General features: G+C 38.7%; 23 protein-coding genes. 2 read left to right on the forward strand and 21 right to left on the reverse strand.

Features of this window, described 5'->3' with window-relative positions:
- Entirely contained in the window at positions 1 to 1,137 is a 1,137-nt protein-coding gene (locus tag AB1278_RS12430) for an Atu1372/SO_1960 family protein (protein WP_343638503.1), read from the reverse strand.
- A 115-nt stretch (positions 1,138 to 1,252) separates the two neighbouring features.
- On the opposite strand from AB1278_RS12430, the gene AB1278_RS12435 reads away from it, so the two are divergent.
- On the forward strand, positions 1,253 to 2,056 hold the full coding sequence (locus AB1278_RS12435) for an AraC family transcriptional regulator (protein ID WP_343638505.1): 804 nt from the start codon (positions 1,253 to 1,255) through the stop codon (positions 2,054 to 2,056).
- Here AB1278_RS12435 and AB1278_RS12440 read toward each other — a convergent pair.
- The 16 genes from AB1278_RS12440 to AB1278_RS12515 all read right to left on the reverse strand — a co-directional run bounded on the left by AB1278_RS12440 (position 2,038) and on the right by AB1278_RS12515 (position 15,111).
- Entirely contained in the window at positions 2,038 to 2,694 is a 657-nt protein-coding gene (locus tag AB1278_RS12440) for a DUF6766 family protein (protein WP_343638507.1), read from the reverse strand. The genes AB1278_RS12435 and AB1278_RS12440 overlap by 19 nt on opposite strands.
- A gap of 73 nt (positions 2,695 to 2,767) precedes the next feature.
- Positions 2,768 to 4,300: an FAD-dependent oxidoreductase gene (locus AB1278_RS12445; RefSeq protein ID WP_429814684.1), complete on the reverse strand. Its 1,533-nt coding sequence runs from the start codon at positions 4,298 to 4,300 to the stop codon at positions 2,768 to 2,770.
- A gap of 20 nt (positions 4,301 to 4,320) precedes the next feature.
- Positions 4,321 to 4,485 (reverse strand): hypothetical protein, encoded by a 165-nt coding sequence (locus AB1278_RS12450; protein ID WP_202840226.1) that lies wholly within the window; start codon positions 4,483 to 4,485, stop codon positions 4,321 to 4,323.
- 36 nt (positions 4,486 to 4,521) lie between these two features.
- Positions 4,522 to 5,271 carry an SDR family oxidoreductase gene (locus AB1278_RS12455; RefSeq protein ID WP_202840224.1) on the reverse strand — a complete coding sequence of 250 codons (750 nt, stop codon included), beginning with the start codon at positions 5,269 to 5,271 and terminating at the stop codon, positions 4,522 to 4,524.
- An 8-nt stretch (positions 5,272 to 5,279) separates the two neighbouring features.
- Positions 5,280 to 6,077 (reverse strand): SDR family NAD(P)-dependent oxidoreductase, encoded by a 798-nt coding sequence (locus tag AB1278_RS12460; protein WP_343638512.1) that lies wholly within the window; start codon positions 6,075 to 6,077, stop codon positions 5,280 to 5,282.
- A 4-nt stretch (positions 6,078 to 6,081) separates the two neighbouring features.
- On the reverse strand, positions 6,082 to 6,582 hold the full coding sequence (locus AB1278_RS12465) for a CinA family protein (RefSeq protein WP_330746351.1): 501 nt from the start codon (positions 6,580 to 6,582) through the stop codon (positions 6,082 to 6,084).
- Positions 6,583 to 6,622: 40 nt separating this feature from the next.
- The gene (locus AB1278_RS12470) at positions 6,623 to 7,801 is read right to left on the reverse strand and encodes a zinc-dependent alcohol dehydrogenase (protein ID WP_429814689.1); all 1,179 of its coding nucleotides are present in this window, start codon (positions 7,799 to 7,801) and stop codon (positions 6,623 to 6,625) included.
- A gap of 49 nt (positions 7,802 to 7,850) precedes the next feature.
- Positions 7,851 to 9,989 (reverse strand): catalase, encoded by a 2,139-nt coding sequence (locus AB1278_RS12475; protein ID WP_429814692.1) that lies wholly within the window; start codon positions 9,987 to 9,989, stop codon positions 7,851 to 7,853.
- 58 nt (positions 9,990 to 10,047) lie between these two features.
- Positions 10,048 to 10,425 carry a hypothetical protein gene (locus AB1278_RS12480; RefSeq protein WP_429814695.1) on the reverse strand — a complete coding sequence of 126 codons (378 nt, stop codon included), beginning with the start codon at positions 10,423 to 10,425 and terminating at the stop codon, positions 10,048 to 10,050.
- A 15-nt stretch (positions 10,426 to 10,440) separates the two neighbouring features.
- A complete protein-coding gene (locus AB1278_RS12485; RefSeq protein WP_202840211.1) occupies positions 10,441 to 10,758 on the reverse strand; it encodes a hypothetical protein in 318 nt (105 codons plus the stop codon).
- 48 nt (positions 10,759 to 10,806) lie between these two features.
- Positions 10,807 to 11,394, reverse strand: coding sequence for a ferritin-like domain-containing protein (locus tag AB1278_RS12490; protein WP_429814697.1), 588 nt, complete (start codon positions 11,392 to 11,394; stop codon positions 10,807 to 10,809).
- A 72-nt stretch (positions 11,395 to 11,466) separates the two neighbouring features.
- Complete coding sequence (locus tag AB1278_RS12495; RefSeq protein WP_343638527.1) at positions 11,467 to 12,270, reverse strand: KGG domain-containing protein; 804 nt, start codon at positions 12,268 to 12,270, stop codon at positions 11,467 to 11,469.
- 267 nt (positions 12,271 to 12,537) lie between these two features.
- Positions 12,538 to 12,792 (reverse strand): hypothetical protein, encoded by a 255-nt coding sequence (locus AB1278_RS12500; protein WP_429814700.1) that lies wholly within the window; start codon positions 12,790 to 12,792, stop codon positions 12,538 to 12,540.
- A 199-nt stretch (positions 12,793 to 12,991) separates the two neighbouring features.
- On the reverse strand, positions 12,992 to 13,588 hold the full coding sequence (locus AB1278_RS12505) for a Crp/Fnr family transcriptional regulator (RefSeq protein ID WP_202840207.1): 597 nt from the start codon (positions 13,586 to 13,588) through the stop codon (positions 12,992 to 12,994).
- 318 nt (positions 13,589 to 13,906) lie between these two features.
- Entirely contained in the window at positions 13,907 to 14,140 is a 234-nt protein-coding gene (locus AB1278_RS12510) for a hypothetical protein (protein WP_202840206.1), read from the reverse strand.
- 86 nt (positions 14,141 to 14,226) lie between these two features.
- Positions 14,227 to 15,111, reverse strand: coding sequence for a DMT family transporter (locus AB1278_RS12515; RefSeq protein ID WP_202840205.1), 885 nt, complete (start codon positions 15,109 to 15,111; stop codon positions 14,227 to 14,229).
- A 97-nt stretch (positions 15,112 to 15,208) separates the two neighbouring features.
- Between AB1278_RS12515 and AB1278_RS12520 the strand changes: the two genes are divergently transcribed.
- Complete coding sequence (locus AB1278_RS12520; protein ID WP_202840204.1) at positions 15,209 to 16,630, forward strand: PLP-dependent aminotransferase family protein; 1,422 nt, start codon at positions 15,209 to 15,211, stop codon at positions 16,628 to 16,630.
- A 136-nt stretch (positions 16,631 to 16,766) separates the two neighbouring features.
- Here AB1278_RS12520 and AB1278_RS12525 read toward each other — a convergent pair whose 3' ends face one another.
- Genes AB1278_RS12525 through AB1278_RS12540 form a run of 4 tightly spaced genes read right to left on the reverse strand, consistent with a single transcriptional unit; the run spans position 16,767 to position 18,728 of the window.
- Positions 16,767 to 17,363, reverse strand: coding sequence for a Crp/Fnr family transcriptional regulator (locus AB1278_RS12525; protein WP_110008853.1), 597 nt, complete (start codon positions 17,361 to 17,363; stop codon positions 16,767 to 16,769).
- Positions 17,360 to 17,740, reverse strand: a complete 381-nt coding sequence (ytxJ, locus tag AB1278_RS12530) for a bacillithiol system redox-active protein YtxJ (RefSeq protein ID WP_110008852.1) — start codon at positions 17,738 to 17,740, stop codon at positions 17,360 to 17,362. The genes AB1278_RS12525 and ytxJ overlap by 4 nt, the downstream gene beginning before the upstream one ends.
- Complete coding sequence (locus AB1278_RS12535; protein WP_262896820.1) at positions 17,737 to 18,198, reverse strand: DUF1569 domain-containing protein; 462 nt, start codon at positions 18,196 to 18,198, stop codon at positions 17,737 to 17,739. Before AB1278_RS12535 ends, ytxJ begins: the two co-directional genes overlap by 4 nt.
- A complete protein-coding gene (locus AB1278_RS12540) occupies positions 18,192 to 18,728 on the reverse strand; it encodes a YfiT family bacillithiol transferase (RefSeq protein ID WP_429814707.1) in 537 nt (178 codons plus the stop codon). Before AB1278_RS12540 ends, AB1278_RS12535 begins: the two co-directional genes overlap by 7 nt.
- Between the last annotated feature and the right edge of the window lie 155 nt (positions 18,729 to 18,883).

Genomic DNA, 18,883 nt, shown 5'->3' on the forward strand with positions numbered 1-18,883 from the left:
TTATTCTACTTCAAAAACCGCCTGAATCTCTACAGAAGAGCCCACAGGAATGGAAGAAGCTCCCAAGGTAGCTCTGGCATGTTTTCCTTTTTCCCCGAAGATTTCAACAGCCAGATCAGAAGCCACATTCATCAGATCAGCATGTTTTGTATAATCATCTTTTGTATTGAAAATTCCCGTAAGCTGCACGCATTGTTTTACTCTGCTCAAATCTCCTCCTACAGCTTCATTTAACACTGAAATCACATTCAGCATGGTTACTTTTACAGCGTCTTTTACCTGCTGCTCATTCACTTCAACACCTAATTTACCCGGATTGAAAATTTTACCGTCTTTTAAAGCAACCTGATTGATAAATACAAGATTTCCGGAACGGACGAACGGCTGATAATTTCCCGCCGGCTTTGGAACCTGTGGAAGAATAATGTTTTTCTGTTTTAATATTTCACCAAAATTCTGATGATTTTCCGTAACAGCTAACGTTTTTTTAGGATGCGTATCTTTTAATGCCAATGTTATTTTTGCAAAATTTCTTCCCTGAATTTCAGCCATATTCCGCTCTCCTTTCGTAGGTCTTTCCACATCTTTTAAAGAAGCCATGCTGGTAATTCCCAAAACAGTATTTCCTTGCGGAATGGCTTTGTTCAGTTCTTCTGTTCCACGTATTCCATTAGACACGAGAACCATTCCGTGGACGGCAAGGCTGTTCCAGAACGCCTGAAGAGCAAGCTCCTTTCCTGCTCCGCTCCCGGCAGACATAAAAACAGTAGCCGGAATTCCTTCCAACGCATGATTGGTCCAGAGCTGAACAGTTCCGGATAAAAATTCACTCATTCCTGTGCTGATATTTCCGAAATAAACCGGTGAACCAAAAGCGATTCCGTCATAATGGGCCAGCTCATCTGGTGTTGCAACCGGAAGATTTTTCAGGTTTGGATTTTGTGATGCTTTGACAAGTTTTATATGGGAAACTGCGTTATTTTCACTTTCAATTCCTTTGGCGAGTTCCTTAGCCAGTTCGTAGGTTCCGCCATTGTCCGAATGAATAAGAACCAGTATGTTAGCTTTATTTTGTGCCATGATGTGGGTGGTATTTGATAATAAAATTAAGATAAAAAAAAGACATAGTTTTTTCATTCTGAATAAGATATAGTTTTTTTATGTGTTAAATCCTGTACCATGACAGTGACAGTACAAAATTACTATTGTCGTTTTTATTAAATTTGCCAAAATATACATTCAAAACGACAAAATGAAATGCGGACTGATTGAAAAAACGGAAAGCCACTTTGTAGATTCTATCAACAAGGAAGCTTATGTATGGTGTGAAAAAAACTGGAAACATGATGATTATGAGCACAAGCACAGCCGGGCTCAGCTCACTTTTGTGGAAGAAGGCTACCAGTACTTCCATATCGACCAGAAAATTTATCTTGTTCCCCAGCATCATGTCATCTGGATTCCTTCGGAAAAAGCCCATAAGATCACTTCTGAGGCACAAACAGTAAATCTGATGGTATTCCTGTTCAAATCCGTTTTTGAAGATGAATTTTACCGGCATGTTCAGGTATTTGCTGTTCCTGCTGTTTTAAAAGAAATGCTTTTGTATGCCTCAAAATGGAACCAGTTATTGGATGAAAATGAAGAACAGGACATTTTTTTTAAAGCTATTTTAAAAAGCCTTCCCAATTTCTGCAAAGAAAGCAGCAGTCTGCAGATTCCTGTTCCTACGGATTCAAGACTGATTCCTGTATGCAATGAAATTAATTCCAATTTTAAATATAATCCGGACATGGATGCTCTTGCCGAAAAAGCACAAATGTCTGTGAGGAGCCTCCAGAGAATTTTTAAAAATGAAACGGGAATTACGATACAGAAATACCTTCAGCTGACAAGGATTTTAAAAAGTATTGAACTGATAGATACCAGACAGTACACGTTGAGTGAAGTAGCCTATAAAGTGGGCTATCAGAGTTTGTCAGCTTTTACATCGTCGTATTTTGCCATTATGCAGACAAAGCCGAAAGTGAATAAAAATCAAGGCGTTTCGTCATGAGGCATATCAACGGGTTTTGATTCCGGAGAACCTTTTTCGCGAAGCCATATAGAGAGAAGAACCAGGGAAGCAACCGCCAGGAATTCACTCTGCCAGTTTTGAAAAGACTCAAACCAGAACCGCGATTCTGAAATGTATTGAAAGGCCGTTACAGCAGGTTTACTTTTCATCATTTGTTCATCATTAAAATCCTTAAGACTGCCATAGAAATGCAAAATGAAACTCGCCAGAAAAAGGAGAGCAAAAGCAATTGATAACGAATGTTTGTAGAGTTGCAGCCATATTCCGCCTTTTTTCACAGGCCATGGCGCTTTGGGGTGTGGTACAGGTTCTTTGTCAACATCTTCCTCTTCTGTCATAGATTTTGATTCACTGGAGCCTTTTTGCCTCAGAGAAATCGTTAATAAAACATACAGCATCATCTGGAGAAATTCGCTTTCCCAGTTTTCAAAAGTAGCCTGTATAAAATGACCGCTATGAATGTATTCACCGATCTTTAAAACAGGCTGGCCGTTTTCAATGAGTTCTTTATTTTCTGTTTTCCAGCCCATAAAAAATTGTCCTGCAAGAAAAATAATCATCAGAGTAATCAGAACAATACTTAAGCTGTTGCGATACAGGAAACTGGTGCGTGACATAGTTCTGAGTTTAAGGGTTAGAGTTCAATATTTAAAGTTTAAGGTTTAAAGTTTAAGGTTTAAAGTTTGGAGTTTATGAATCACGTTTTTGATAAGGGAATACCTTCTGGAGGTTCTTTGTGGTGGGTCCGGTAAGGATTTTTCCGTTGACATTAAATCGGGAACCGTGACATGGGCAATCCCAGCTCAACTCCGCACTGTTCCACCGGACTTCACATCCTGCGTGTGGACAGGTACTTCTGAGCAGATGTAAAGTGCCGTCATTTTCTTTGTAAAGAGCATAAGATTCTGATTCATATTTGATCACTTTCGCTTCACCTTCACCAACTTCTGAAAAAGAATCAATTTTCTCGGTTAAAATCTTATCTTTTATAAAATCAAAGGCCATAGTTGCCGTTTCTTTTACAAAATCTGAAAATCCTGCAACAGGTTTGATTCTGGAAGGATTGAACAGCTCTCCATATTTACTTTTTCCTGTCAGGATAAGGTCATGCAGGATCTGTGACGAAAGTGTTCCGAAGATCATTCCGTTTCCTCTGAAGCCTGTTGCCACAAAAATTCTTTCTTTGCTTCCGGGAAGTTTTCCTATATAGGGAAATCCGTCCACTGGCTCGTAATATTGGCTGGACCAGCTATAATAGACTGTTTCTACCTCAAAATATTTTCTGACATAATTTTCAAGTCTTGAAAAACATTCTCCGGTATTATCAGCATGCCCTGTTTTGTGATCTTCTCCTCCTGCAATCAATAGATTTTCGCCTTCAATATTCTGAATACGGTAATAATGATAGGGCTCGCAAAGGTCATAACCAAGCTCCCACGGATATTTGCCATTTTTCATGGTAAAAGCCATGGCATAGCTTCTGTAGGGAGCATTTGTAAAATGAAGAAGATTGACTCCAGGCGGAATATGGGTAGCATAGACTACATTTGAGGCCTTTATTTCCCCTTTTGAAGTTTTTAAAACTACAAAATCATTTTGCTCATCATGTTCTTCACAATGGCAGTTTTCTACAATAAAGCCGCCCAGTTTTATAAAAGCTTCGCAGAGCGCCTTACTATATTTTACTGGATGAAAATGCCCCTGCCCGGGAATAAGCACCGCTTCTCTGAATGGGATGGGAAAAGGAATTTCATTCACATAACTCATTTCATGACCTACCCTGGCTGCTCCTTCTACAATATCTTTTAACTGTTCTTCCTGTTTTTCATCCAGGGCAAAAAGGTAAGCTGACTTTCTTGTGAAATCACAGCTGATCTGATATTTCTGAATATTATCTTCAATAATGCTGATGGCATCAGTTCCGGATTGTGCATACAGTTGTGCATTATCCAGTCCAAAATCACGGATAGCCTGATTAAAGGTTGTATCAAAAAAATCGTTTAAATGGGCCGTTGTGCCGCCGGTAGTTCCAAATCCTATATTGGCTGCTTCGAGGATAACACATTTCTTTCCGGATTCCTGAAGTTTCAGCGCTGTTGAAACTCCTGTAATTCCACCTCCTACAATGGCAACATCAAATAATGAGCTGAGATCCGTTTCTGTAGAAAATTTTCTGATCTCTTCCTGCCAAATACTTTTTCTTGCACCGTCTCTGTACATCATCAGAATTTTTTATTGTTAACTTATTTGATACTCAGGGTATCACTTTCGGGCAGACCGGATTTATCGGTATTGGACGAACTGCTTTTCTGATCCCTTTTCTGGTTTTCGTCTTCATCAATATTACATCGGCAGGAAGTAAAAGCAAACAGGCTGATAACGCCTAAAATAAGTGCTGTAGTTTTCATATTTTAAATATTTTTATGTTTATACTTTTATATACTTTAGCCATTTACTATCAGCCCTCCATTGGGGTGTAGTACCTGGCCCGTAATCTGTGACGCATCATCACCTGCCAGAAACAGGAAACTGAAAGCGATTTCTTCAGGAGTAGCATTTCTCTCCAATGGAGGTTTATTGGGATTTTCTTTCTTTTCATCAAAAGTTTCTTCGGTAAGTGGTGTAGCCACTGGTCCCGGAGCAACGGCATTGATCCTGATTCCTTTGGGTTTTGCCTGCAGTGCCAGAGAACGGGTGAAGGAAACAATAGCGCCTTTTGTTGCAGAATAATCAAGGAGTTCAGGATGTCCCTGATAGGCGGAAACGGAAGTGGTATTGATAACGCAGCTTCCTTCTTTTAAATAAGGGAATACTACTTTTGTTAACAAAATCATTCCGACAATATTGGAATCAAAGGTCTGTCTGATGTTTTTCTCTTCAAGCTGCTCAATACTTTCTGCAGGAAACTGAATTCCGGCATTATTGATGAGAATATCAATTTTTCCGAATGCCGAGATCACTTCTTTTACCGTTTCTTCACAAAAATCATAATCATTGATATCTCCTTTGAAAATGAGACACTTTCTATTCAGATTCTCAATTTCCGCTTTTGTTCTTCCGGCGTCGTTGTCACTGGAATGATAAATAATGGCAATATCTGCACCTTCCAGGGCAAAAAGAAGGGCAACAGCCTTTCCTATTCCGCTGTCTGCACCGGTAATCAAAACTGTTTTATTGTCTAGTTTTCCTATCATAAGTCTTTTTATTCTTCTGTTGAAGGTTTCTGCATTTCTGCCATTCTATGAGCCGCCATACTGTCACTGGCTATATTCGCCATTGCTACAGAAAGTTTGTTTTTTAACCCTGATATTATTTTATCATCACCATTCATCAGAGCATGATAACCATCAGCAGCCACTTCTTCCGGAGATGCCAGATTATCACGGTCTTCAAGTATTTTGCTTCTGTTCATATCCGCTTTATTAAAGAAATCGGTATCGGTAGGTCCCGGTAAAAGAGCCGTCACAGTAATTCCGGAATCTTTCAGCTCTTCACGGATGGCCTCAGACCATGATAATACAAATGCTTTAGTACCGTGATATACCGAATGCCACGGGCCGGGAGCTTTGCTGGCTACAGATGCCAGATTTAAAATCTTTCCTGACCCCTCGGGCAGCCGGTCCTTTAAAAACAGTTTGGTCAATATGATGACTGAAATGATATTTAACTGAACAATGTCTACTTCCCTGTGGATATCCGTATCCTGAAATTTCCCGTACACTCCCTGCCCGGCATCATTCACTAATATTTCAGGGCTTATTCCATTCATTTTTAATTCGGAATAAAGAGAATAGACTTCTTCCTGTAAGAATAAATTTTTGGAGATGCTGATTACATTCACTCCGTAATTTTTGAATTCATCGGCTTTTCTTTTCAGCTCTTCATGATCTCTGGCCACAATAACAAGGTCATAACCGTCTTTTGCAAACAGTTTTGCCAGTTCGTAGCCTATACCGCTGGTAGCACCTGTAATGAGTGCATATTGATTTTTGCGTTCCATAGATTTATTTTAAGATTAAAAGCCTGTTGAGTTCACTTTTAAAACATCCCAAAATAAATTCGGTGTAATATAGCTGGGCATTCAGGGCTTGAGTTTTAGGATGTAATTCCAGTTTTTTAGTCAGGATGATCTCACCTTTGTAAGAAAATGAGAAATAGGCAAAAATTTTATACCCGGAATTGCGGATTGGTGTACAGTAACCGGTGGTGGCAATAGACCAGTCGGACTCGTAAAGCCTTGCTACATTTAAAGCCATCGTCTCTGCAATATTTTCTGAAACGCAGTCACATTCTTCGGCCTCCTGCCTGTTAACTTTCAGTAATTTTACTTTTTCTGACAAAGAATAGGCTGTCATTCCTCCTTTGTAGAACATGGTAGCATTTGGCATCTGTGAAAAAGCCAGCTGCAAACACCCTGAAGTAACACTTTCAGCAATTGAAATGGTTTCATCCGTGGTCATGAGTGACTGACTTATATATTCGAGAAGATTTTTTTGAAAATCCATACTATTAAATTTTGAGTAATTGGTTTATCGTTTATTTTAATTAAAAGCCTGCGAGCTTCCAGGGGTCAAGAACGACCTTTACACATCCGTCTTCTTTTTTATCAAAAATTTCGTATCCTTTGCTTACTTCATCAAGAGATAAACGATGGGTAATAACATCATCAAGGGTGATTTTTCCGGTCACCACATAATCCATGAGTTTGTCTATAATAGGATGAACATTGCACTGTCCTGCTTTAAGTGTAATTCCCTTGTCAAAAATTTGTCCAAGTCTGAAATTGTCATAATTAACGGGATAAACTCCCAGAACAGAAACAATGCCACCTCTCCTTACCGCACTCATGCATGCTTCCAGTACTTTGACAGAGCCTTTCTCAAAGTTTAAAACAGCTTTTGCACGGTCTATAAAACTTCTTTCCGGTTCAAAACCTACGGCTTCAATACATAGATCTGCACCCCGCCCGTCTGTCATATCCCTGATGTGTTCAATAGTGCTTTCAGCATCTTCCCACAAAATGGTTTCACATCCTGTAAGCATTTTGATTCTGTCTAATCGGTATTGAAGCGTATCAATTACAATAACTTTACTGGCGTTATGAAGAACAGCGCTTTTTGTGGCCATTGTCCCTACGGGGCCTGCTCCAAAAACAGCAACATTTTCTCCTCCTTTAAGCTCTCCCCACATCACTCCTGTGTAGCCTGTTGGGAAAATATCAGTAAGAAATAAAACCTGTTCATCACTAAGATTTTCCGGAACTTTTCTGGGACCAAAATTCGCGTAGGGAACTCTTACATATTGGGCCTGGCCACCGTCATATCCTCCATACAGGTCGGTGTATCCGAAAAGAGCTCCGCCTTTTTCTTTAAAAATACCTCCTTCCGGGCCGTAATAATCGGGATTACTGTGTTCACATGCGGTGGGAAGATCATGCTGGCAGAAGAAACAGCTTCCACAAGCAATGGGAAAAGGAACTACTACCCTGTCGCCTGCTTTCAGGTGACTGATGTTTTTCCCGGTTTCTTCTACGATACCCATAAATTCATGTCCCATTACCATGGGTCTGGCCTGCGGAATTCCTCCTGAATACATATGGAGATCACTGCCACAAATCGCTGTGGAAGTTACTCTCAGAATAATATCATTTTCATCCAGAATTCTGGGATCTTCTACGGTATCACAGGTAATATTACCTGGTGAATGAAAAACGGCTGCTTTCATAATCTAAATATTTAAAGTGATTGGTGTTGGTGTGAAGGGTGTTTTATGATTACGCGTTTCTCTCCTTTTCAAGATCCCAGACTCTGTGTTGGGCAATAGCCTGGATGAATTTATCTGCCGGATCTCCGTCTTCCCATGTAATGATTCCGGGATCCTCATGTTGTTTAGCGGCTACATTGGAATTGTGGTAAAGCACCTCCGTATCTTTTCCGAAGTAAATTGCTTTACAGTGTTTATAAGCTTCATTGATGAAATGCAGAACCAGATGTTTGTTTTCAGCAATCATCAGCTCTTTTACGGAATCTTCTCCCGGGCAGATCGCAAGGGCATCAAAACAGACACTTGCCGTACTGCTAAGAGAATGTTTCGGAGTCAGTTCTGAACCGTCATTCAGTTTTACGGGAGCAACACTTGTTGCAATCAGTTCAACTCTGGCACCTTCTGCTTCAAGTTTTGTTTTAAGATCATTGACAACTCCTCCATCAGCGCCATTAGCCAGAATAAAGCCAATTTTACGGCTCTTAATTGTATTTTTAACCGTATTCTTCATACTTAAAGCATCGGATATCTTTGTATGAGGTTCTCTTTCTTCGCTTTGAAGGTCTATGATGTTACTATCCGCCGGCAGACTTTGATTGGGCCATTCCAGTTTTTTAACTTTCACTCCTAATTTTTCTGCTACCTTCCAGGCAAGGTCTGTATCAATATAGGCAAGCTGTCCTACCAGTCTTTCTCTGATCTCAGGACGGGTTACTTTTGATAATTCAAAGATCAATGCATTCTGAAGGTGTGTTTTCTCCGGTGCAGACTGGCTGTTATAGAATAATTTTGCCTGTGAATAATGATCCACAAAACTTTTACTTCTTTCTCTGATCTTAACTCCGGAAACTCTTTCCTGCTGGGAGGTAAAGCCGCCTTCAGACATCATCGCCTGGAAAGGACATCCGCCGCCTATGGAATTCGGTTCATAACTGCTTTTTCCTTTCACGATCTGCTGTCTCATATGACCATCTCTTTGGTTGTTATGAACCGTGTTGATAGATCTGTTGATCGGTATTTCATGGAAATTGGGAGATCCCAGTCTTGAAAGCTGAGTATCGGTATATGAAAATAATCTTCCCTGCAGCAGCGGATCATTGGTGAAATCTATTCCTGGAATGATATGTCCCGGGTGAAAAGCAATCTGCTCGGTTTCTGCAAAGAAATTATCCGGATTTCTGTTAAGTGTTAATGTTCCGAAGAGCTGTACAGGAACATCTTCTTCAGGAACTATTTTGGTAGGGTCAAGAAGATCGAAATCAAATTTGTGCTCATCCTCTTCCGGTATGAGCTGTACTCCGAAATCCCATTCCGGATAATCCCCGTTTTCTATGGCCTCCCAAAGATCCCGCTTATGGAAATCAGAATCTACTCCGGAAATCATCTGAGCTTCGTTCCAGGCTACGGAATGAACACCTAACCTGGGTTTAAAATGGAATTTTACAAAATGTACTTTTCCTGCCTCATTGATGAATTTAAAAGAATGTACTCCAAAGCCTTCCATCATTCTCAGACTTCTCGGAATGGCTCTGTCACTCATCAGCCACATGATCATGTGCATACTTTCGGGCATCAGTGAAATAAAATCCCAGAATGTATCATGAGCAGATGCAGCCTGCGGAATTTCATTGTCCGGCTCTGGTTTTACAGCATGCACAAGATCAGGAAACTTAATAGCATCCTGAATAAAAAATACCGGCATATTATTGGCAACCAGGTCATAATTTCCTTCTTCGGTATAAAATTTTACCGCAAAACCACGGACATCTCTCGCGAGATCGGTACTTCCTTTACTCCCTGCGACGGTTGAAAACCGTACAAAAACAGGTGTTTCTTTTCCCAGCTCTGTTAAAAATTTTGCTTTGGTGTATTCTGCAAGGCTTTTAGTAAGCTTAAAAACGCCATGTGCACCGGAGCCTCTGGCGTGAACTACCCTTTCAGGAATTCTCTCATGATCAAAGTGGGTAATTTTTTCCCGCAGGATAAAATCTTCCAGTAATGAAGGGCCACGTTCGCCGGCTTTTAAAGAATCCTGATTGTTATTGATCTTTAAGCCCTGATTGGTAGTCAGTTTTTCATTATCATTGGAAGTACTGTGTACATCCAGTTGTTCTGCTTTTTTGTTGTGTTCGTTGGTGTTCATATTCATAATCTTTTTGTGGTTGGTGTATTTTCTTTCAAAAGCAGTAGATCATGGGACACAGAAATTAATCTGTCTTATTTCCCAGAATTTCAAGAATCCTGTTGATATATTCTTCTTCCTTCAGAACTTTATAATAAGCTGTTTTGGCATACAACGTGAAGGCAGGAGACTCATATCTTATTTCAGCATCCAAATCTGTGGTTTTCGTTGTGTTATTAAAATGAAACTCACGGATATTGAGGATGTATTCTTCCATATAATTGTCTATCACTCCTTTCAGGACTTCACAGGTAGCATTATTTTTAATCTTTTCTAAAGACTTGATCAGAAAAGCTGTAACTCCGTAAGAATTCATAATAGACGGAAATAAAGACTCATTCTCTATTGCATTATTTTTATCATTCAGGCCGGAATGTTGTAAAGTGTCGTTTTCAAAAGTCATATTTAAGAATGGTTTTTAGTTATTAGAAGCTTCCAGATATTTTTCAAAATAATGAAGGTCATTTTTATCTTTTATGGATAAATAAAACATGATCTGTTCCGGTTCTTTTAATCCGATACTGCCGAAGCAGTCGAAGTGAGCAATTAATGCCTGTATATTTTCAATATCAATATCTTTCAGAATAATAAATAAAAGAAAAATATTTTTTTTGATCTCTTTTGCATAGATTGCTGCCCCGTCTTCAAAACACTTCCCGGTATTCGGTATTTTTATAAAATCCTTATGTCTCAGTGTCTTTATTATTTTCTGGCATTCCATATATTTTGATTTCATGATTAAAATAAGCCATATAGAACAAGCTACATGGCTTATTACATAGTTTTAGTCTTCCTGTTCTGCATCAAAGTTGATGGATGTTTCTGCAATATCTGTAAGATAAGAATCGGTGTCTTCTTCTTCCTGAAGCGTTCTTTCAAGCAGATCGGCTGCCTTATCATGTCCCATAGTTATGGCAAGCTGGGCCAATCCGCCATAAGTGGCAATTTCGTAATGTTCTACTTTCTGTGCTGCAATAATAAGGGCAACATCTCTTGTTGCGGTACCGTCTTCTGTAGCTTTGATGACTTCTTCCCCTTCTTCAATAATCCCTTTGATAGCCTTACATTCTTTCTGTTCAGGCTTTTCATCAATGAGTTTGAAAACTTTTTCCAAACGCTTAACATGTTTTTGAGTCTGAAGGTGATGGTCTTCAAAAGCATCTTTCAATTCTTCAGCAGTAGCTGCTTCCTGCATTTTTTCCAATGCATCCAGAATGGCATTTTCAGCAAAATAAATGTCCTTCAGGGCACTCACAAAGAACTTGTGAAGGGGTGAATTTTTCATTTCATCCTGGTTGACAGTTGTCTTGTCTGCCGTACCTTTTTTGGTGGCAGAAACTGCCGTATTGGTTTCTAATATTTTATTGGGCATGGTGTAAATGGTGTTTGTTATTAAAGGATTACCTCTTTATATATGGCTAAAGAGGCAATCCTGGAAAAAGAATTATGAATTACGTCTGCCTCCGAATCCGGAACGACCTGAAGATCTTCCGCCTCCGTGGGAAGCTTGGCCTCCCATTCTGGCTATTCTTGTACGCTCAGATTTACTCATTGCAGCAAATCCTCTTCTTGAACTTCCTGAATTAGAGTTGGAGTTCGAGCCTCCTCTTCCTGAGCTGTTACTGTTGTTTCCTGATCTGGATGAACCTCCTCTTCCTGAATTGGAACCTGAGCCTGAAGATCTTCCGCCTCCGTGGGAAGCTTGGCCTCCCATTCTGGCTATTCTTGTACGCTCAGCTTTACTCATGGAAGCGAAACCTCTTCTTGAAGTACCATCTCCTGATGATGACCTGCCTCTGCCTCCTGATCTGGAGCCGGAACCAGAACTTGAACGTCCGCGGGAACCACCACCGGAGTTTCCTCCACGAGAACCACCTCTACCAGAAGTAAATCTTCCCTGGCTGTCTCTCTGCTGGTTACCGTTTCCGCCTCTGGAACCACCTCTTCCTCCTCTACGGCCTCTCTGATCATCATCATCGTCTTCTTCTTCGTCGTCATAATCATCATCTTCTTCATCATCATAATCGTCGTCGTATTCATCATAATCATCTTCATCGTAGTCATCGTCATAATCCTCATTTTCATTATCAAAATAATTTTCATATTCTGAAAAATCATCATCATAATCTTCATCTCTGGTTGCATCGTTGAAACCATGATCATATCCTAACTGATATACTTCTTCAAGGTTTTCTGATGAATGTGACTGTCCTCTTGAACTGCGGTTTCTTGAATTTCTAGTGTTCATAACTGAATTTTTTTTATTAATATTTGGTGATGTGTATTGCAGCCCGTGACTAGTATTAGACGGCAACAGTTGGATGTCGGTAATTTTAAAATGATAATAAAAGCAAATGCTTTTTACGTTCCTTTTTTACTAAGGTTTAGAAAATTGGATTGAAAATTTATATTTCAAATGTACGTCAGAATAATTCACTTTTTTATGACCTGGATCATGTTAATGCGGATTAATACAAAATTTTTCAGTCATTTATGATAATTCTGCCAGATTTTTTCATCTTTTCAAGAGCCCGGAATACATTTTCCATATGCATGTCCGTAGGATTGACAATCTGTTGTCCTGCCAATTCAATGTGGAATATTTTAGACAGTCTTCATGGTGATAGCTTTTCAGGTAATCCGGTAAACCTTTCAGCCTCCGCACAGCATTTTCTGATGCAAGACTCTGTCCCATTTTTAAAGTATAATAGATTTCCTGCGATAAGCAGGCATTCACTTCCATTGAAAGATCAGGATTCCCGTCTGTCATTTCAAAGAAAATATTTTTGGAAAGTCTTATAATACGGGAATCCTTTTTTTTGAAAACTGATTCCCGTTTTTATAGTTCCTGTCCTCTGCACTCATGGAGTACAGGAGACTTTCATCAATATTCATACAGCTTATCGTTTTCATATCTTCAGAAAGATTTAAATGAAAAAAATCACAAAATTTTCTATGTCAAATGAATGCTAATATAAAATTTTACGATTTTCAATTCTTACGATTTTATCCCTTTCCATATGTTTGATGGTCCTTATTGCGGTTTCTACACACAAACCTGTAAGACTAGCCATCTGTTGTCTAGTTAAAGGAATCAGGAATGAATAAGGACGTGCATCTTTCTGGAAACTCTTCAAATAATCCATCAGTCCTCTAAGTCGTATCGAAGGATTTTGCGATGAAAGATTCTGCATCATGATGAATTTATAGTAAAGGCGTTCGGAGAGAAAACTGTTGACCTCCATGTATAATTCGGGGTTTTGGTTCAGCAGATTGAAAAAAATGGATTTATGAAGCCTTAAAACAGTACATTCTGTAATAGCTTCAGCATTCATAGGATAAGGTTTTTCTATAAAAAGAATAGATTCTCCACAGCTTTCTCCGTCGGATAAAATATTCTGAATAAATTCTTTTCCTTCCTCATTATAATTATTGAGTTTTACTTCTCCGTTAATAATCTGGTAGTAGTAATTGGGTATATCCCCCTCGCAGAATATCACTTCTGAAGGGTTATAGTGTCTCGTTTCTGCTCCCGCTGAAATCAAAATGTTTTCGTCGATAACCATAATAGTTGTTTTTGGTGTTGTTTTCTTCTTCTCCTCTTCTTAATCTTAGTAAAATATATATTGGTAATCGATACTTAATGAGTGCAAAAAGTACACCTTAATGATTGTTTTAAAAGTTAAAAAAAGTTAAAAATATTAATAACTCTAATTGTATATTTTATTTATTGGTTAAGTATTACCACTAAAAATGCAATTAAATTGATTTTTTGATACCACATATTTAAGCTGTAATTTCAACAATTTGTAGAAATACAAAATAATAAAACCCATTTTTACTTAATAAAAACGGGTTTTTCAAAGTAATAACAGAAAAAACTGCTATTTCTTTGGAATTTTATTTTTAGGGGTTGTCGTGGTATCTGTAAGTTTTTCTGAGGAAACCGTATCACTGTGTACTGTATCGGAAGGGATTGGATTTACCGTGGAAACAGAATCCGTTCTGATGGTATCAGCTATGACAGTATCTGTTGTAACATTGGTTTCTGTTTTGGATTCTTTTTTACAGCTCAGGACCATAAATCCTATAAGCAGGCTTGATATAATAAACTTCATAATGCTCTATTTTGTGGTGATGTATCAAAAATAGACTATTGTGAAGCCGTTTTCTTATGACTTGAGTCATAATGCTTTATATTTAATTATTTTGCAAATTTTTTAGTTCCTGCAACACATAAGATGACGCCCACTGTCACCCCCAGCATTCCCACACTTACCTGCTCATGAAGAAGCCAGGCTGCGAGTGCCAAGCCAAAAAAAGGCTGGAGCAGCTGCAGCTGTCCAACAGTAGCAATTCCGCCTTGTGCCAGTCCTTTATACCAAAATATAAACCCGATAAACATGCTGAAAATCGAAATATAAGCCATTCCAAACCATCCCTGAAAACTAACATTTTCAATATCATCAGGAAAATAGATAAAAAATAAAGGAATCATAACAGGCAGTGCCAATACCAAAGCCCAGGAAATTACCTGCCAGCCGCCTAATGTTTTAGATAGCTTCGCGCCTTCAGCATAACCCATACCACATAAAATAACGGCAAGCAGCATCAGAATATCGCCAACAGGTGACGCTGATATCCCCTGCGAAACAGCATAGCCAATCACCAAAAGACTTCCTGTAATAGAGAAAAACCAAAATATAGGATGGGGTTTTTCGCCACCACGCATCACTCCAAATACAGCTGTTGCCAAAGGCAGCATTCCAAGAAATACAATAGAATGTGCTGAAGTAAGATATTGAAGTGCCAATGCAGAAAGAAGCGGAAAACCTACCACACAGCCAAGGGAAACCAAAAGTAATGGAATTAAATCTTTTTTAACAGGACGTTTTTCTTTACCCAGCCATAATACGATAAGCGCAAGAATTCCTGCAACAGCCGCACGAACAATCGTTACAAAAATGGGGCTCATTTCCATTACGGCTAACTTTGTGGCCGGCAAACCTCCACTAAATAATACGACACCTATAAAGCCATTGATCCAGCCACTTATATTTTCATCTTTTGATATTTGTTTTGTCAACATGGTATTCAAACTTTTTAACTGATGTTCAAAATTAGAAAGGATAATCCGATAAACACAGTATCAGTTTTGTATATTTGCATGAGCACAGTTTGACAATATGAGTAAAGAATTTTTGTACACGGAAATTGCAGACGGTATTGCAGGACAGATCAGAAATGGTATTCTTAAGGCCGGAGACAAGCTTCCTTCAGTGAGAATGCTATGTCAGGAACATCAGGTAAGCATGAATACGGCCAAGCGTGTCTTTCTGGAACTGGAATCCCAGTCTTTGGTAGAATCCAAACCGCAGTCCGGCTATTTTGTAAGTCAGCTGCTTTCAGCAAAACTCCCTTTGCCGGAAGTAAGCCGTCCGTCATTGATCGCCAATAATGATGAACCGGATGAGCTGATCAGTAAAGTATATGAAAATATGGGTAAAAAGGATCTTACCTTCTTCTCTATCGGAATTCCGTCGGGAGATCTTTTGCCGCAGGCTAAACTAAAAAAAGAAATTGTGAATGCCACCAGGGAATTAAAAGATGGTGGTACCGAATATGAAGAACTTCAGGGAAATCTGAAATTAAGAAGAATGATTGCGGTACGTTCCTTACAATGGGGAGGCAATCTGAGCGAAAATGATCTTATCACCACCAATGGAGGAATGAATGCCCTTTCTTTCTGTTTGATGGCTTTAGGAAAGCCAGGAGATACCGTCGCGATCGAAAGTCCCTGCTATCCCGGAATTCTTCAGCTGGCCAACGGGCTGGGATTAAAGGTACTGGAGCTTCCTACACATCCTACTACAGGAATAGAAATTGAGGCTTTAAAAAAGTTAATTCCCAAAATAGATCTTTGTCTCCTGATTCCCAATTTTAATTCACCGTTGGGAAGCTGTATGCCTGATGAAAATAAAAAAGAAATTGTAAAAATACTTTCTGAAAATAATATTCCGTTGATAGAAGATGATGTGTATGGAGACCTTTATTTTGGTTCCAGCCGTCCGAAATGCTGTAAATCTTTTGATAAAGACGGAAATGTACTGTATTGCAGCTCTATTTCAAAAACTCTGGCTCCTGGTTACCGCGTAGGTTGGATTGCTCCTGGAAAATATAAAGACAAAATCATGAAGCTGAAGCTTCTGCACTCTACCTCTTCTATTTCCATTGTGAATGAAGCGGTGGCTAATTTCCTGAAATCCGGAAAATATGAAAAACATCTTCAGCAGCTGCGCAGAACATTACAGATCAATTATCAGAATTATGTTCAGACCATTGCAGAATCTTTTCCGGAAGGTACGAAAACCAGCCGTCCACAGGGAGGCTTGTCTTTATGGATAGAATTTGATAAAAATATTCGTACAACAGAATTATATGATCTGGCTATCAAACAGAACATAAGTATCGCGCCCGGAAGAATGTTTACTTTTCAGGAGCAGTTTGAAAATTGTATGAGACTCTGCATAGGGCTTCCATGGTCGGAAAATACACAGGCCAAACTCAGACAGGTTGGACAGCTAGCCAAAAAGATTGATTTGAGGTAAGGAAGATAGAGGCTGGAAGATGGAAGTGATTATAGTTTTAAGAATAGATTTTTTCAATTCTTATTAATAAGGGTGTTTAACAGTTCTTTGTATTGATCAGAACTTCTGGCTTCCCTCTCCCATCTTCCAGCTTTTTTTATTTATTATCCGGGATGAAATTTTTCCTTGCCAGTTCTTTTCTTACTCGGCTCAGACTCTCAGGAGTAATTCCCAGATAAGATGCAATCATCCATTGCGGAACTCTCAGCAGTAAATCCGGATACATTTTGATGAATTTCATATATCTTTCTTCTGCAGTCTCTCCCAGCAAAGAGTTGATCCTGTTCTGAAGGCTTCTGATGTGTTTCTGAAGGAGAAAATCACTTCTTTCAATACTGTTCGGAAATTGTTCTACCAGTTTGTTGAAGAAGTCAGGATGGAGAAACAAAACCTCAGAATCCTCCACGGCTTCTATATAATAAATAGACTTTTCATTGAAATAAAGACTGCTTCGGTCAGAAATCAGCCAGCTTTCCGGAGCAAACTGTATAATATGTTCTTTTCCGTTTTTATCAATGGAATACATTTTTAAAAGCCCTTTTTCTACGAAGAATATATGACGGCAAATTTCACCATACTGAAGAAGAAACTGATTTTTTGGAATTTTCTTTACCTCATAGTGCAGGCTGCAGGTGTTCACATTCTGAAGTGGAACATTTAAAACTTTGGCTAAATAATTATTTATATTCTTCATGATACAATCTGGCTTAAAGAAATATCCTGGTGTGAAGCACTGTTAACAGGTTTTCCGTTCTCTATGACAATCAGCTGCGGACTTTCGTGTCTGATCTCAAAATCTGCGGCTATTTTGTTGGAAACAGGTCGGTGAGCCAATAAATCCAGATAGTATACATGTACCGGCTGCTCTGAATTCTCTACTTCTTTTTCAAAATTTTTCAGAACAGTTCTGCTGATAAAACAGCTTGTAGAATGCTTGAATATGGCGATCTTATTTTGAAAAGAATCTTCTATAGCTTTGGTAAGATCCTCTTCAGATTCTATCTTTTTCCAGAATGTTTTTTGCTCAGGGTTTTCACTTTTCCCACCGAATATTTTATCAAAAAAACTCATACATTAAATTGTTTTAGATGATGATCAAGATGCTTGTATTCTAAAAATGTCCAGTCTTTTTCAGTCATGTTTCCGAATAGTCTGTGGTGATCCGGCAAATTGCCATTTTCACAGGCTTCCCGGAATTCTTCCAGCGTTTTCAGCAGATTGGTTTTTGATTCATCAAAATCACATTCAAAATTAACGATTAGTTTTTGAAAAGTAGGCATGTTTCTCGGAATTCCATTATTGAAAACATACATTTCTATTTTAGTAAAAACCCCTATTGTTCCAAACAAGAGATTGATACGGGGAAGTTCCAGATTTTTCAAAGCTACCTGAAGAACCAGATCACAATGTTTTAGCATTTGGCACACGTTCATTTTTCCCCATCTTCCGGTGGAGTTTTCAGATAACAAAGAAATTCTATCTATAATTTCCTGATAGTATATTGGATTATTGAGACTCTTCCTTACCAACCTTTCTCAATCTTCAGGTTTTCAATATGAGCAAAATGATGATCACAGTGCCACACATACAATGCAAGACTTTCTCTTAAATTATAATTTTTCTGATGCTCGGGATGATGGAAAGTCCTTTCAAACTGTTTATTGGTAAGGCTTTTAAGAAGCACTACCCATCTCTGGTGGGTTCCTTTTAACATTCTCATAGCAGGTTTTACAGGCATATGAAAGCTGTCCTGAAGCTCTGCCCATTTTGCCTCGTTATACAGTTTTATGGTAGGGTTATCTTCTGTGAGAGCCAGTTTAAAGCGGATAAAACTGTTCATATGACTGTCTGAAAGGTGATTTATCAGCTGTCTTACCGTCCAGCCTCCTTCTCTGTAAGGTGTATCCAGTTGGTCGTCTGTAAAGTGTTCAATGAGATTCTTTAGCCGGCCGGGAAAGTCTTTAATGACTTTGATATAAGTATCCAATGTGATATCACAGATGTTTTCTGGCACTTCAAACGGTCCTATCGGGAACTTTTTTTTCTCTAAATCACTCATTGCTCAGGTTTTAATTTTTTAATGATTGCCGATCTGTATTATTATTTATTAGAATAATATACGAATTTCAGCTTGTGCGAATTTATCAAAAATTCAAGAATTTAAAGTGAATAAAGCATTAATTGTACCGATAATAATTTTTGTGGTACCGATTT

Source organism: Chryseobacterium sp. NRRL B-14798 (assembly GCF_050470705.1).
GTDB lineage: Bacteria > Bacteroidota > Bacteroidia > Flavobacteriales > Weeksellaceae > Chryseobacterium > Chryseobacterium cupriresistens.

Bases quoted from the DNA above. Each gene is read 5' to 3' on its own strand.
- AB1278_RS12540 (WP_429814707.1), bottom strand. From the start codon at position 18,728: ATGAGTGATTTAGAGAAAAAAAAGTTCCCGATAGGACCGTTTGAAGTG.
- AB1278_RS12495 (WP_343638527.1), bottom strand. From the start codon at position 12,270: ATGAACACTAGAAATTCAAGAAACCGCAGTTCAAGAGGACAGTCACAT.
- AB1278_RS12520 (WP_202840204.1), top strand. From the start codon at position 15,209: ATGAGTAAAGAATTTTTGTACACGGAAATTGCAGACGGTATTGCAGGA.
- ytxJ (WP_110008852.1), bottom strand. From the start codon at position 17,740: ATGAGTTTTTTTGATAAAATATTCGGTGGGAAAAGTGAAAACCCTGAG.
- AB1278_RS12470 (WP_429814689.1), bottom strand. From the start codon at position 7,801: ATGAAAGCAGCCGTTTTTCATTCACCAGGTAATATTACCTGTGATACC.
- AB1278_RS12485 (WP_202840211.1), bottom strand. From the start codon at position 10,758: ATGAAATCAAAATATATGGAATGCCAGAAAATAATAAAGACACTGAGA.
- AB1278_RS12465 (WP_330746351.1), bottom strand. From the start codon at position 6,582: ATGGATTTTCAAAAAAATCTTCTCGAATATATAAGTCAGTCACTCATG.
- AB1278_RS12435 (WP_343638505.1), top strand. From the start codon at position 1,253: ATGAAATGCGGACTGATTGAAAAAACGGAAAGCCACTTTGTAGATTCT.
- AB1278_RS12430 (WP_343638503.1), bottom strand. From the start codon at position 1,137: ATGAAAAAACTATGTCTTTTTTTTATCTTAATTTTATTATCAAATACC.
- AB1278_RS12505 (WP_202840207.1), bottom strand. From the start codon at position 13,588: ATGGTTATCGACGAAAACATTTTGATTTCAGCGGGAGCAGAAACGAGA.
- AB1278_RS12515 (WP_202840205.1), bottom strand. From the start codon at position 15,111: ATGTTGACAAAACAAATATCAAAAGATGAAAATATAAGTGGCTGGATC.
- AB1278_RS12480 (WP_429814695.1), bottom strand. From the start codon at position 10,425: ATGACTTTTGAAAACGACACTTTACAACATTCCGGCCTGAATGATAAA.
- AB1278_RS12510 (WP_202840206.1), bottom strand. From the start codon at position 14,140: ATGAAGTTTATTATATCAAGCCTGCTTATAGGATTTATGGTCCTGAGC.
- AB1278_RS12525 (WP_110008853.1), bottom strand. From the start codon at position 17,363: ATGAAGAATATAAATAATTATTTAGCCAAAGTTTTAAATGTTCCACTT.
- AB1278_RS12460 (WP_343638512.1), bottom strand. From the start codon at position 6,077: ATGGAACGCAAAAATCAATATGCACTCATTACAGGTGCTACCAGCGGT.
- AB1278_RS12500 (WP_429814700.1), bottom strand. From the start codon at position 12,792: ATGACAGACGGGAATCCTGATCTTTCAATGGAAGTGAATGCCTGCTTA.
- AB1278_RS12440 (WP_343638507.1), bottom strand. From the start codon at position 2,694: ATGTCACGCACCAGTTTCCTGTATCGCAACAGCTTAAGTATTGTTCTG.
- AB1278_RS12450 (WP_202840226.1), bottom strand. From the start codon at position 4,485: ATGAAAACTACAGCACTTATTTTAGGCGTTATCAGCCTGTTTGCTTTT.
- AB1278_RS12445 (WP_429814684.1), bottom strand. From the start codon at position 4,300: ATGATGTACAGAGACGGTGCAAGAAAAAGTATTTGGCAGGAAGAGATC.
- AB1278_RS12455 (WP_202840224.1), bottom strand. From the start codon at position 5,271: ATGATAGGAAAACTAGACAATAAAACAGTTTTGATTACCGGTGCAGAC.
- AB1278_RS12475 (WP_429814692.1), bottom strand. From the start codon at position 9,989: ATGAATATGAACACCAACGAACACAACAAAAAAGCAGAACAACTGGAT.
- AB1278_RS12490 (WP_429814697.1), bottom strand. From the start codon at position 11,394: ATGCCCAATAAAATATTAGAAACCAATACGGCAGTTTCTGCCACCAAA.